The 12,211-nt window shown below is 58.5% G+C and carries 17 protein-coding genes and 2 pseudogenes; 18 read left to right on the forward strand and 1 reads right to left on the reverse strand.

Going from position 1 to position 12,211, the window contains the following annotated elements; genetic code table 11:
* Positions 1-125: 125 nt before the first annotated feature.
* Positions 126-293, reverse strand: a pseudogene (locus QRY16_RS20715) (SOS response-associated peptidase family protein); the annotation flags it as partial.
* 358 nt (positions 294-651) lie between these two features.
* Between QRY16_RS20715 and QRY16_RS20720 the strand changes: the two are divergent.
* The 18 genes and pseudogenes from QRY16_RS20720 to QRY16_RS20805 all read left to right on the forward strand — a co-directional run.
* Positions 652-906 (forward strand): annotated as a pseudogene (locus QRY16_RS20720) (DNA methyltransferase); the annotation flags it as partial.
* Between the two features lie 71 nt (positions 907-977).
* Positions 978-1,595, forward strand: coding sequence for an IS66-like element accessory protein TnpA (gene tnpA / locus QRY16_RS20725; RefSeq protein ID WP_193405102.1), 618 nt, complete (start codon positions 978-980; stop codon positions 1,593-1,595).
* Positions 1,592-1,939, forward strand: a complete 348-nt coding sequence (gene tnpB, locus QRY16_RS20730; protein ID WP_289777896.1) for an IS66 family insertion sequence element accessory protein TnpB — start codon at positions 1,592-1,594, stop codon at positions 1,937-1,939. The genes tnpA and tnpB overlap by 4 nt, the downstream gene beginning before the upstream one ends.
* Before the next feature lie 19 nt (positions 1,940-1,958).
* The gene (gene tnpC / locus QRY16_RS20735; protein ID WP_289777897.1) at positions 1,959-3,530 is read left to right on the forward strand and encodes an IS66 family transposase; all 1,572 of its coding nucleotides are present in this window, start codon (positions 1,959-1,961) and stop codon (positions 3,528-3,530) included.
* A gap of 39 nt (positions 3,531-3,569) precedes the next feature.
* A complete protein-coding gene (locus tag QRY16_RS20740; protein WP_289777898.1) occupies positions 3,570-4,043 on the forward strand; it encodes an antirestriction protein ArdA in 474 nt (157 codons plus the stop codon).
* Positions 4,009-4,395, forward strand: a complete 387-nt coding sequence (locus tag QRY16_RS20745) for a hypothetical protein (RefSeq protein WP_289777899.1) — start codon at positions 4,009-4,011, stop codon at positions 4,393-4,395. Before QRY16_RS20740 ends, QRY16_RS20745 begins: the two co-directional genes overlap by 35 nt.
* Positions 4,396-4,854: 459 nt before the next feature.
* Positions 4,855-5,085 carry a DUF905 domain-containing protein gene (locus QRY16_RS20750; RefSeq protein WP_047359683.1) on the forward strand — a complete coding sequence of 77 codons (231 nt, stop codon included), beginning with the start codon at positions 4,855-4,857 and terminating at the stop codon, positions 5,083-5,085.
* A gap of 72 nt (positions 5,086-5,157) precedes the next feature.
* A complete protein-coding gene (locus tag QRY16_RS20755) occupies positions 5,158-7,167 on the forward strand; it encodes a ParB/RepB/Spo0J family partition protein (RefSeq protein ID WP_289777900.1) in 2,010 nt (669 codons plus the stop codon).
* Positions 7,168-7,209: 42 nt separating this feature from the next.
* Positions 7,210-7,641: a conjugation system SOS inhibitor PsiB gene (gene psiB, locus QRY16_RS20760; protein ID WP_193406962.1), complete on the forward strand. Its 432-nt coding sequence runs from the start codon at positions 7,210-7,212 to the stop codon at positions 7,639-7,641.
* A complete protein-coding gene (locus QRY16_RS20765; RefSeq protein ID WP_289777901.1) occupies positions 7,638-8,366 on the forward strand; it encodes a plasmid SOS inhibition protein A in 729 nt (242 codons plus the stop codon). Before psiB ends, QRY16_RS20765 begins: the two co-directional genes overlap by 4 nt.
* Positions 8,363-8,602 carry a hypothetical protein gene (locus QRY16_RS20770; protein WP_289777902.1) on the forward strand — a complete coding sequence of 80 codons (240 nt, stop codon included), beginning with the start codon at positions 8,363-8,365 and terminating at the stop codon, positions 8,600-8,602. Before QRY16_RS20765 ends, QRY16_RS20770 begins: the two co-directional genes overlap by 4 nt.
* Positions 8,602-9,099 (forward strand): MucR family transcriptional regulator, encoded by a 498-nt coding sequence (locus tag QRY16_RS20775; RefSeq protein ID WP_193406960.1) that lies wholly within the window; start codon positions 8,602-8,604, stop codon positions 9,097-9,099. Before QRY16_RS20770 ends, QRY16_RS20775 begins: the two co-directional genes overlap by 1 nt.
* Positions 9,100-9,170: 71 nt before the next feature.
* Positions 9,171-9,308: a hypothetical protein gene (locus QRY16_RS20780; protein WP_289777903.1), complete on the forward strand. Its 138-nt coding sequence runs from the start codon at positions 9,171-9,173 to the stop codon at positions 9,306-9,308.
* Between the two features lie 422 nt (positions 9,309-9,730).
* Positions 9,731-10,126, forward strand: a complete 396-nt coding sequence (locus tag QRY16_RS20785; RefSeq protein WP_193406959.1) for an ammonia monooxygenase — start codon at positions 9,731-9,733, stop codon at positions 10,124-10,126.
* 60 nt (positions 10,127-10,186) lie between these two features.
* Positions 10,187-10,480 carry a hypothetical protein gene (locus tag QRY16_RS20790; protein WP_289777904.1) on the forward strand — a complete coding sequence of 98 codons (294 nt, stop codon included), beginning with the start codon at positions 10,187-10,189 and terminating at the stop codon, positions 10,478-10,480.
* Positions 10,481-10,526: 46 nt separating this feature from the next.
* Positions 10,527-10,871, forward strand: a complete 345-nt coding sequence (locus QRY16_RS20795; protein ID WP_193406957.1) for a hypothetical protein — start codon at positions 10,527-10,529, stop codon at positions 10,869-10,871.
* A gap of 85 nt (positions 10,872-10,956) precedes the next feature.
* Positions 10,957-11,220: a hypothetical protein gene (locus QRY16_RS20800; RefSeq protein WP_193406956.1), complete on the forward strand. Its 264-nt coding sequence runs from the start codon at positions 10,957-10,959 to the stop codon at positions 11,218-11,220.
* Positions 11,221-11,262: 42 nt separating this feature from the next.
* On the forward strand, positions 11,263-12,093 hold the full coding sequence (locus QRY16_RS20805; protein ID WP_193406955.1) for an N-6 DNA methylase: 831 nt from the start codon (positions 11,263-11,265) through the stop codon (positions 12,091-12,093).
* Positions 12,094-12,211 lie beyond the last annotated feature (118 nt).

The following is a 12,211-nucleotide window of genomic DNA, read 5'->3' on the forward strand; positions in this document are numbered from 1 at the left end:
ACTGAAAGATAAGCTGAAAAGCGGTCAACTCCAGAAGAAAACGAAAGCAACAACGCTCGAATGATTCAAAGGGGGTGGGTCAGTTTTACTTTGGCAGGGTGGGTCAGAATTCGATCGGTATTGACAAGATGCAGCTGCGAGCGGCGCTCACTCAGCAGTAATACCCGGGTTCCGGGCGCTACGTTGTAGCGGCCGACGGGCTCCGGATCATACGGAATATCCCGTTCTGCTTCTTCTCCGAGAAAGGCCAGGTACTCCTCGCGGGAGTTGTACTGCGTAAACCGACCGCACATATCGTTTCTCCGGTGAAGATTTCGCATGCGAAATCTGTGTTTTCTTCAGTTCAGAACATAGGCCGTATTTCAGGTTCCTGCCATCGTGTGGCCGCCGTGCCGCTACTGTAGCCGGGCCGCTTCGAATGCAAGGGTTCGCTCTGCCGGTGTCCTCACCCGGTCGCAGTTAATTTCAAAGGTATTACACGCTGTCTTCCCGTCGTTTTCCGTCTCAATTTTCGCCGTCAAACCGTCCAGCCAGCGTCTGCTTTTTCACTGCGCTGCGGCTTGCGGCACCGCCCCTGCATTCTCCGCTTTTCGCCCGGCTGTCGTATCGGCACGGCGTAACTGGCGCCGCATTTGAGAAAGGAGAACTACCATGTCCCGATTTATCCAGGGTAATTGCGTCCATATCATGTCCGGCTTTCCGGATAATGCTGTCGATTTCATACTGACTGACCCGCCATATCTCGTCGGTTTTCGTGACCGTCAGGGGCGTACCATCGCCGGCGATAAAACCGATGAATGGCTGCAACCCGCCTGCCATGAGATGTATCGCGTGCTGAAAAAAGACGCGCTGATGGTGAGCTTCTACGGCTGGAACCGCATCGATCGTTTTATGGCTGCGTGGAAACAGGGTAAGCGTCTCATCCAGACCGTCTTTTATTTTTGCCCGCGTTTCCTACCATGGACACTTTCGCGAACATGGACACTACCGTGGACAAAAATACGCCTTACACCAGAAGACCATGGATCTTCACAGCGCTGAGCCTGCGCTTTAATGAGGCTCTGACTTACCGTGAAATAGCAGAACAACTGAACCTTAGCTCATCTGCCATACATAAAATGTTCACGCGTTTTCGACGAACCGGAATTAACTGGCCATTGTCGGAAGAATACACGCCTGAACGCCTGGAGGAAGAGCTCTATGCCTTCAATCTTGAGACAAATCTTCCTGTAAAAAAACGCCGGCCGGACTGGCCTCTGGAATTCAAAATTCGCATGGCGGAGCTGACCCTGCAGCCGGACGCCTGTGTGGCTCAAATTGCCCGTGAGCATGGCATTAACGATAATCTGCTGTTCAACTGGCGCAATCTGCATCGTCAGGGGCTACTGGATCCGGCCAACAGAGCGACTCTGATTCCGGTTACTATGGAGCCTGTTGTCCCTCCGCCCAGGCAAAACGGCGTCGTATCAGCAGACCTGCCACCGGTCATCAGCTGCAGGCTGACGTTGCCAGGTGGAAGCCTCAACCTGACTGGCCCGCTGACGCCTGAACTTCTGCGCGCACTGGTCAGCGAACTCAGGGAGGGTGAGTCATGATTAGCTTTCCGGCAGGTTCGCGGATCTGGCTGGTTGCTGGCGTGACAGATATGCGCTGTAGCTTCAACGGGCTGGCAGCGAAAGTGCAGAACACGCTTCGCACCGATCCGTTCAGCGGTCATCTGTTTATCTTTCGCGGTCGTCGCGGCGACATGATAAAGGTGCTGTGGGCCGACCGGGACGGCCTGTGCCTGTTCACCAAACGACTGGAGCGGGGGCGCTTCGTCTGGCCGGTGACCCGTGACGGAAAAGTGCATCTGACGCCTGCGCAGCTCTCCATGCTGCTGGAAGGCATTAACTGGAAACATCCGCAGCGGACGGAACGCCCTGGAATACGCATATAACCTGCTGTAAAGTGGGGTCATGGACACCTCATACCCTGATGAAAATGCCCGGCTCAGGGCGCTGCTGCAGGAGCAGCAAACGACCATCCGCAAAATGGCGGAGTATAACCGCCTGCTCTCACAGCGGGTGGCGGCGTACGCCAGCGAAATCAACCGGCTGAAGGCGCTGATCACTAAGCTTCAGCGCATGCAGTTCGGCAAAAGCGCCGAAAAGCTGCGTGAGAAAACGCAGCGCCAGGTGCGCGAGGCTGAAGAGCGCATCGGCGCCCTGCAGGAGGAGATGGCTGAGGCGCTGGGTGAGCAGCATGACCCGGTGGTTCCGCAACCGCTGCGCCAGTCTTCTGCCCGTAAACCATTACCGGCCACACTCCCCCGCGAAACCCGCACGCTGTCGCCGGCAGAAACCGCCTGCCCGTCGTGCGGCGGAGAGCTCAGCGCGCTGGGCTGCGACGTATCGGAGCAGCTGGAGCTCATCAGCAGCGCCTTTAAGGTTATCGAAACGCAGCGGCCAAAACTGGCCTGCTGTGGATGTGACCACATCGTTCAGGCGACCATGCCGGCAAAACCCATAGAGCGCAGCTACGCGGGTCCCGGGCTGCTGGCGCGCATCGTCACGGCAAAGTTCGCAGAGCACACGCCTCACTATCGTCAGTCAGAGATATACCGGCGTCAGTGCGTGGAGCTGAGTCGTGCCACACTGGGGCGCTGGTCCGGTGCGGTCAGCGAACTGCTGGAGCCGCTGTATGACCTGCTGCGCCAGTACGTGCTGATTCCGGGCAAGGTGCATACCGACGATATCCCTGTGCCGGTTCAGGAGCCGGGCAGCGGTAAAACCCGCACGGCCCGGCTGTGGGTCTACGTGCGGGACGACCGTAACGCGGGCTCACCGCTTCCCCCGGCGGTGTGGTTCGCGTACTCGCCGGACCGTAAGGGGATACATCCGCAGCAACACCTTGCCGGATACAGCGGTATCCTGCAGGCCGATGCTTACGGCGGCTACAACGCACTGTACGAAGACGGCCGTATCGCCGAAGCGGCCTGCATGGCGCACGCCCGGCGAAAAATCCATGACGTTCACGTCCGCACACCGACCGACGTCACAACCGAAGCGCTGAAGCGCATCGGTAAACTGTATGCCATCGAGGCGGAGATACGCGGCAGCCCGGCAGAGGAGCGGCTGGCGGTCCGGAAAGAGCAGACGGTCCCGCTGATGCAGTCGCTGTACGACTGGGTACAGGCACAGATGAAGGTGCTGTCGCGCCACTCGGATACGGCGAAGGCGTTCTCGTACCTGCTGAAGCAGTGGGATGCGCTGAACCTGTACTGCAGCAACGGCTGGGCCGAGATAGACAATAACATCGCAGAGAACGCGCTGCGTGGCGTTGCCCTGGGGCGGAAAAACTGGCTGTTCGCGGGTTCAGACGCGGGCGGGGAACGTGCTGCGGTACTGTACTCGCTGATCGGCACCTGCCGGCTTAACGGCGTGGAACCGGAGGCGTGGCTGCGTTACGTCATCGGTCATATCCAGGACTGGCCGGTGAACCGGGTCCGTGATCTGCTGCCCTGGAAGGTCGATCTCACTTTTGTCTGAGCGTCAATACGGTCTGGATGAGACGCTTACGCTGTTTACGTGGGTACGTATCACAAATACAACTGCGGCAGCATTTTTGGCAAATGGTTTGACCTGACGGAGTTTGACGGCAGGGAGGATTTTTACGAGGCCTGCCAGGCGCTGCACGCCGATGAATGGGACGCAGAATTTATGTTCCAGGACTGGGAAGGCATTCCGTCACAGTTTGCCTCTGAAAGCTCCATTGACTGGGATTTTATCGCCGCTTACAAACGTGCCGAAGAAGAGGGCAGGGAAGCCGCTTTTATCGCCTGGGCGGAGTATACCGGCGAGTGTGACTATGACGCGTTTGACGATGCGTATCGCGGCGAGGCGGAGAGCGAGGAGGACTATGCGCGTGAAATGGCTGAAGACAACGGCCTGCTGAATGAGGTGCCGGAGCCGCTGCGCAGCTATTTCGATTTTGAAGCCTGGGCGCGTGACCTGTTCAGCAGCGGTTATGTATTCCATGACGGCTACGTCTTCAGCAACTGATTTTCCCCGGCAGGCGGTTCAGCCGCCTGTCAGCCCGCGGGGAAAACCCAGGCAGGCTCTGCCTGCTGGCGAAGTTCGCTGCGCCTGCGGCGCCGCGCATCTCCGCGAGTGTCTGATGTACCTGTGGTGTCAGGGTATGAATACCGGTGTACTGCAGCGGGTCGGCGTTATTTCTGTTCTGGCGATAATGCCTGCGTTGCCGTTGCCGTTGCCGTTGCCGTTGCCGTTGGTAATGGTGATGGTGATGGCGTACTGGCTGATATCGCTGTCCTGTCGGCTTTTCTTCCCGGGCGATATGACTGTGGGCGACTTCCCTGGCGGGAACCGGCGCTGTCGTAAACGGAGCCGGTAAACCGTCTCCGCCCTGTCGGGCTTCCATCGCACTGTCGCAGGTTCAACATCACGCTTGCTGCATCCGTAAACGGATGCGCCGCTCTCACCAGCCCGGCGGTAATGCTGCCGGGCCTCTTCAGGGCAACGCCGTTTCGCGCCCGCACGTTCCGTCGTTGCGGCGGGTTCCTGCTCATTCCTTGCCTGGTTTTTTCACCCTTTTGAGTCCTTTCGCCGGGGCTGAGACAAGCACAGCCGCTGTCAGCTGTCCAGGGTAAATGGCACGCGGTAAACCGCGCCCCGGACATCCGCCATCGCCCGCGCTGGTTTACGCCCCTGCGGCGAACGGCTCTCAAACGGGTGAAGGTAACAACCAGCGGGGGCGTTCAGCAGGTCCCCGCAAAACGTCAAAACCGCGGCCCCGGCAACTCAACGGGTGATGGTTTTTTAAAAGCAAAACAGGTTCAGAAGGAGGAGCAACATGAGCGAGGCGCTGGCGGTTTTACCCGACGACACCTTTACCCGCGAACAGGCTGAGGCCGTTGCGTCACAGTACACCAACGTGGCGATAGAGGACGATCAGGGTTCGCATTTTCGTCTGGTTGTCCGTAAGGACGGTGAAATGGTCTGGCGCACGTGGAACTTTGAGCCGGGCGGCACGTACTGGCTCAACCGTTATATCGCGGACTACGGTATCCGCAAGCCGCAGTAAGAAAGAGGTGCCCTGCCGGAGCGCGAACTCCGCAGGGCCAGACAATCATCAATATCCAGTGAGGTATCAACTATGTCAGTAACCGATGTTAAAGCAAAAGCACCCAAAAAAGCGAGCAGCAAAAAAATCACGAAGGCGCAGGAAGAAGCCCTGAAAGCCGCCCTTGAGGCCGCTGTCATCGAGTATGTTCCGCTGTCCAGTCTCGCTAAATCCCCGCTGAACGTGCGCACCATCCCGTATTCCGTGGACAGCGTTCGCGGTCTGGCTGACTCCATCGAGGCGCTCGGACTGCTGCAGAACCTGATTGTTCACACCCTCGCGGACGGACAATCCGGCGTGGCCGCAGGTGGCCGCCGACTGACTGCCCTGAATCTGCTGGCGCAGGAAGATCGTCTTGCGGCCGATCATACCGTCATGGTGAAGCGCGTCTCAGACGACATTGCTGCCCTTGCCTCCATCGCGGAGAACGAGCAGCGCGCCGCCATGCATCCCGCTGAGCAAATCGCAGGTTTCCGTACGCTGGCAGGGCAGGGCAAAACTCCCGCACAGATTGGCGACGCCCTCGGCTTCGGCTCCCGCCACGTGCAGCGCATGCTGAAGCTGGCAAACCTCGCCCCGTCCCTGATGGATAAGCTCGCGCAGGACGAACTGACCGTTGAGCAGTGTCAGGCGCTCTGTCTCGAGGACGATCCTGCCCGTCAGGTTGAGGTATTTGAAAGCGTGAAGGCCAGCTGGTCGAACGCGCCCGCACACCTGATTAAACGCGCCATTACCGAAACCGAGATGCGCACCGACAACACCAAATTCCGGTTTATCGGGCGCGAAGCGTATGAGGCGGCAGGGGGTTACGTTCGTGAAGACCTGTTCAGCCAGGACGAGGGCGACGGCACGGCAGACAGCGTGCTGGTTGAGCGTCTGGTGCAGGAGAAGCTGGAGCGTATCGCTCTGGACATTCAGCAGCGTGAGGGCTGGGCATGGAGTCGCGGACGCGCAGCCCGCATCTGGTACCACGGCGAAGACGGTAAAGAGTTCGTTCAGCCTGTTGAACCCGATCCGGTGTACACCCCTGAACAACAGCAGCGTCTTGATGCGCTGCGGGAGCAGTACGACACATATGACAGCGTTTGCGACGAGTCAGATGCGATCGAAGCGGACATCCTCGCCATTCAGGAGGCGGCAGAAGCCAGCGCGTGGACTGACGACATGAAGTCAGGCGCGGGAGTGATGGTCAGCCTGTACGAAGGGCAGGTGTACGTGCAGCGCGGTGTGCGCCTGAAAGCGGATATGCCGGAAGAAACCGTAACCAGCAGCGTAACGGTGCCATTCACCTCACGCCAGCCCGACGCCGCAGAGGGGATCAGCGTTCCGCTGCTCACGAAAATGACCTCCGAGCGTACGCTGGCAGTACAGGCGGCGCTGATGCAGCAGCCCGAAAAGGCAGTGGCGCTGATGGTCTGGCGCATGTGTACCTGCGTATTTTCAGGCTGTCTGACCACGACGCACCCGTTCCGTATCAGTCTGACCGTGTCCCACGGCAGCCTGACGGAGAACGCCCCGTCCGGTAAGAATGGCGCAGCGTTTGAGATGCTCATGACCGAACGGGCAAGGCTGAAAGCCCTGCTGCCGGAAGGGTGGGAGAAGGACTTCACCACCTTCTTTGCCCTTGACGGCGGGGTGTTGATGTCGCTGATGGCCTTCTGCACGGCCTGTTCCGTTGACGGGGTACAGACCCGCGATATGGGGCACACCTCCCGCAGTACCCTCGATACGGTCGAGGCGGCAATCGGCTTCCACCTGCGCGACTGGTGGCAGCCGACGAAGGACAACTACTTCGGTAGCCTGAAACATCCGCAGATTGTCGCCTCCCTGAAAGAGGCGGGGCTGACGGGCGCGGCGGGTGACGCGGAGAAGATGAAGAAGGGCGATGCAGCAGCGCATGCGGAGCACTTTATGCAGCACACCCGCTGGGTTCCGGCATGGCTCAAAGGACCGGAGTCAGCAGGTAAGGCCGATGCTGACGACGCTGCTTCAGATACCGACAGCACTGGCAACGACACCACCAACACGGCACACGCCGCCTGATAACGGAGAGCCGCCCTGCGGGGCGGCAATAAGGAGATACCCATGCGCACTATTCTTACCCCCGATGTACTGAAAACGATGTCCCTTGATGAGTTTGAGGACTGGCGGGACAGCGGCGAAGACTTTCGCCGCGAACTGACCCACGCCGTTATGCGTGACCTGTCCTGCCCTGATAACTGGGATGTGAACGGCGAGTACCGCAGCGAGTTCGGCGGCTTCTTCCCCGTGCAGGTGCGCTTTACGCCCCCGCACGGCAACTACCATATTGCCGTGTGCAGTCCAGGTGCCATCAGTCCGGCGTGGATGGTGGTGTTCGTGCCCGCCAGCGGTCGCCCGTTCTCCGTCATTCGTACCCTGAGCGGCTACCAGCCGGAGCTTATCAGCCACACCGTCAGCCTGACGGCGCGTCTCGATGCGGACGGATACAGTCAGGCCAGCATCATCAGTATTCTGGCAGCGGAGGGCGCGGCATGATACCTGCAAACCTGTCACTGGTTCCCTTCAGCCCTGAGCGACGCGCCGCGATGGAGGCTATCGCTGAGGTTGAACGCCGGCGGTCGCGCGGCGCGGTGTCCACGATGTATCCGTATGCCAGCGCCTTTTTCCGGCGACTCACGGGCAGCACACGCAACACTATCAGGGAAATCCATCATTTTGCGCCGGTGCTGACGGCGCGGGAGCTGCGGGGAAGCAGGGACAGCTGGCTCAGTGCCATCGATGCGCTGATTGAAAGTCGCGGGACGCGTTGCTGGCTGCCGCTTCCCGTTGGTGCGGGTCAGCGCCTCTTTCCGGAGGTGGCCTTTCAGCAGACCGAGCGCGTTCGCTGTCAGGACGCCCTGCGGGATGAAAAATACACCCGCCAGCGCCGTAAGGAAGCGTGCCAGCGCGAAACGGCGTACCAGGCGCTGGCGGGGCAGGCGGAGATTGAGCTGGCATTCCATACACCGGAAACGGTCAGCAGCTGGAGCGCACGCTGGTCGGGGACTGAGCTGCGCCAGTACGACCTGGAGGAGATGTTCTGGCGCTGGAGCGAGCGCTTTCCTTCCCTGTCGGCGCTGGAGCGTGATGAATTTGCCCGCGAACCGCTCTGGAGCATGGTGTTCGAGGCCGGATTGCTGACAGAAGAGGCTTCCGTTCCCGTACGACAGCTGGAGCACTGGATGGTACCGAACAAGCTGACATTCCGGGAGGGGACATGAGCAGGAGAGCAAATCCGTACGGGCAGGAACTGAAAATTGCCCGCAGTCAATGTAAACGCCTGAAGACGATGATAAACAAGCTCATCGATATGTCGGTTGAGTGGGATGGCCTGAGTGGTGGTCTGGAGTGCGACTTCAACATGCTGGCCGAAGAAGTGGAGAAGCAGCTGGACGTACTTGATACGCAGATTATCGACTGGGCTGAGGGATACGGTGACGGCAGGGAGGTGGAGTGATGGCAACAGAACGGAATACGCGGGGGAACATTGTCTGCAGGGAGTGCGGCAGGGCGTTTTCCTTCCTGGCCCCGCATCTGCGTATGACACATGAGATGTCGGTAAGTGAATATCGCGAGCGCTGGGGTATAGCGAAACATGTCCCGCTTGCCAGTGCCGAACACTCAGCCAGATGCCGGGACAACGTTATCAGACGTATCCGGAGCGGCGAGCTGGACCCTGACCTGCAGGTCAGAATGATGGCGGAAGGGTACGCCAGGATAAAAGAGCGAAGCAGACCCTCAGCACTACAGCAAAAGTCGTCCTCCAGAACGGCGACCCTAAACCGGATATGGGAAATCTCCCCTGCCGTGAAAAGGGTCAGCGCAGAGATCCGGCGGGAGGCCGTGCGCAGAATGAAGGCCCGCAACGAAACGGGTGAAAATGTGCGGAGTATTGCTGATGAACTGAACCTGTCCCTGAGCTGTCTGTATCGCTGGCAGGCTGAAGATGGCTGACGGCCTGTCGGGATTTTCTTTTGCACACATGCTTTTCGGATAACATCATTAAATGTCTGCGCAGAATGCCGGTGCTGGACACTTTTCTGGTTAACAGCCTGCTGCTGCTGCGGGCTAATGTACTGGATAAAAAACGGTATACGCTGGCGGGTCTGGCTAATGAACTGGCTGTTTTCACCGAAACGGCAATACACGGGCGTCGTCCCTGACGGGACACGGCTGTCGTGAACAGAGCCAGCAAGCTGTCTCTGCCCTGCGGGCGTCCATCCTGACGCAACGTCAACCCCTGCGCTTGCTGCGTCCGTAAACGGACGCGCCGCTTCACCCTGTCGGCGGTAAAACTGCCGACAGTCCTCTGACGCCCCGTCGTTCCGCCGTGTCGGGTGTGTTCATCCTCTCCCCGTACCTCTGGCGAGCCCTCTCCCGTTAAGTCCCCGGGCGGAGGGCTTGTCGTAGCACCGTCGTGTCGTCATCCGAAGGGTGAAATGAACTCCGCCAAAAGTTTTTGCGAAGGACCGCAAAAACTTTTGTCTCCGCCCTTCTCCTGCCGCCCCGCCGTTGCTCCTTTGCCCTTTGCCGCCAGGGAACTCACCGAGAGATGGATAAACCACCAGACAGAAGGAAAAGCAGGATGAACACACAGAACGTCAACGTCAAAACCGCCACCAAAGAATCTTCCGAAAGATGGGGTTCAGACCCGGATGCGCGTCTGGCCTGCGTTATCGCAGAGCAAAAGTCATTCCTGCTGGAGCTGTGTCAGGTCTGGAACCTGCAACTGTCAGAGGACGACGAGGCGGAAGAAGTCTGCAACATCCTGTGCGCCATGAGTAAAAACGTCTGGAACGAGGGCGTGATGAACTGGCACACCCGCAAGCCGCTTCTCTCATTCCACATTGTCCAGCCGTGGCTACAGGCTAAGGCTCAGGCGGTGCGGTTATACGGAGAAACAGGACGGGCGGCATGGGCGTATGCAGACAAGAGCCTGAAAGACTGTATGGCCTTTGAATGCGCCATGCTCAGCGAGTAAGCACCCTTAAATGTCAGCCACGGCGGCAGGGGATGCCGCCAGTCACAACGGAGAAACATCATGAGCATCAGCAACGGTAACATGAACAGCACATTCAGCTTCGACGCATGGGAGAAAAACGCGCTCAGCGAGTTTGATACCCTGCAAACCCTCGTCAGTAAAGCCCTGATGAAGTACCAGAGCGATACAGACAAAACGGCGCTGGGCGAGTCTGCAAACCGCTATATGGGCGAACTCAGAACCGCTGTAACGCGCATCCTGAAAGCCACGCCAGCCATTCAGCAGAAAGTCGATGACATTGCCGACATGCTGCATCTGATGGCGCATTTTTCCGGCATCACGTTCGACGAATAACCACCACGGCGAAACATCAACTCCATTAACCAGAAGGAGATAAACCATGCACTTAAATCTGACCGAATCCAGTGCCGAAGCAGGTATTTACGCGACCAGTGAGGCCGAACGCGCGTACTGGCTGAGCCGCGAAAAGTCATATCTGACCGCGCCCGTCGAAATCGACGTTCACGCCTTCCATGATGCGCTGGGGCTGATGTACCCGATGAACTGGCGCAGCAGTGAGAACGGCGAGTGTGAAACCTTCATGCTGGCGGAAATGGTCTGCGGCAATGTGACCGAAATCTACGCGCGGATCGGTATCCGTTATTACCGGATGCGTGACTACAGCAACCTTGACCACGCGGAGATTCTGGCACGCGTTAAGGAGGGAATGCAGCGCCAGAAATGAAAAAGGCAGACTTTCGTCTGCCATATCCCGCCGGATTTACCCGCTTGCAACGATTAATCCGGCCTTCACCAAAAGGAAAAAACCAATGCAATTCAGTGAAGTTTCGATTGTTACACCGACCGCCCTGTATGTCCAGATCTGCGAGGCGGAAAATCAGCCGCCTAAAAAGCAGGTGCGGATTAAGCGCGGCGAAATCGCACCGGAGGCACTCAGCACCGAAATGCGGGCGCTGGGGAGACATATCGCAAAGTGCCGCAGAAAGGGGCGCTCCGTTCGCATTCCTGCCATGCGCGGAAGCGAGTGGGGGCAGGTGTTACGCACGCTCGAACTGAAGCGCGCATTTAACTGACGGAGGTGCCGCCCCGCAGGGGGCGGCATTTAAGGAGGAAATATGTCTCAACTCAGTTTTGCCAGCTTCTTTGATCAGGCGAGAGAAGCCGCACCCTTAACACCCGCTAAACCCGTATTGCCCACCGTGAATGCGCAGCCGATACCGCACCGGATGATGACAATCGACCAGGCCCGCCGCCAGTTTATCAGCGTGTTCAGGGATACCGCCCGCAGCCTGCGCCGCTGGGAGGTGTTCAGCGACTTTATCACGCTGGCCGCCAGCGAGCTGGATATGGCGCGGATAAGAACGCCGGAGAATATTGAGCAGAGCCGCAAAATCTGCGCGAAGTACAGCGAGAGCGATATCAGCAACCTGCATACGCTCTTCTGCCTGATGGTCTGCGCACTGGAGGCCAAATTCCACGACTTCCTCGGCGCGATCTTCATGGAGCTTGAGCTTGGCGACGACCGCAACGGACAGTATTTCACGCCGTATCACGTCCAGTCACTGCTGGCGAGGCTGCTGATGCCGGACGTCGACGAAACGATACGCCGTGAGGGATTCGTGACCGTCAGCGATCCGGCAAGCGGTGCGGCGGGAATGATTGTGGCGTATGCGGAATATCTGCTGGAGGCAGGCTATAACCCGTCTGAGCATATGTTCGGTAGCTGCATCGATATCGATCCTGTTGCGGCCGATATGGCGTTTATTCAGCTTTCCCTGCTGGGTATTCCTGCGGAGGTGGTCACGGGCAATACGCTCACAATGCAGCTTAACAGGGTTCGCTATACGCCCGTGTACTATATCAACAACTTTGACAAACGCCTGGAAGACCAGCGCCGGGTGAGTGCCATGCGCGAATTTTTGCGCGGTATGAATAAGGTGTACTAGCTCAGACCTGATCTGACAGTTACCGGTTATTTATACAGGTGTCTGTCAGATTAAATCTGGTTCAGATTCTTTTCTGCCCAGACCCGTTTTCCATCAAGTAACGTGGCCATTGGCGTAC

It is taken from the genome of Mixta mediterraneensis, assembly GCF_030283135.1.
GTDB classification, from domain to species: domain Bacteria; phylum Pseudomonadota; class Gammaproteobacteria; order Enterobacterales; family Enterobacteriaceae; genus Pantoea; species Pantoea mediterraneensis.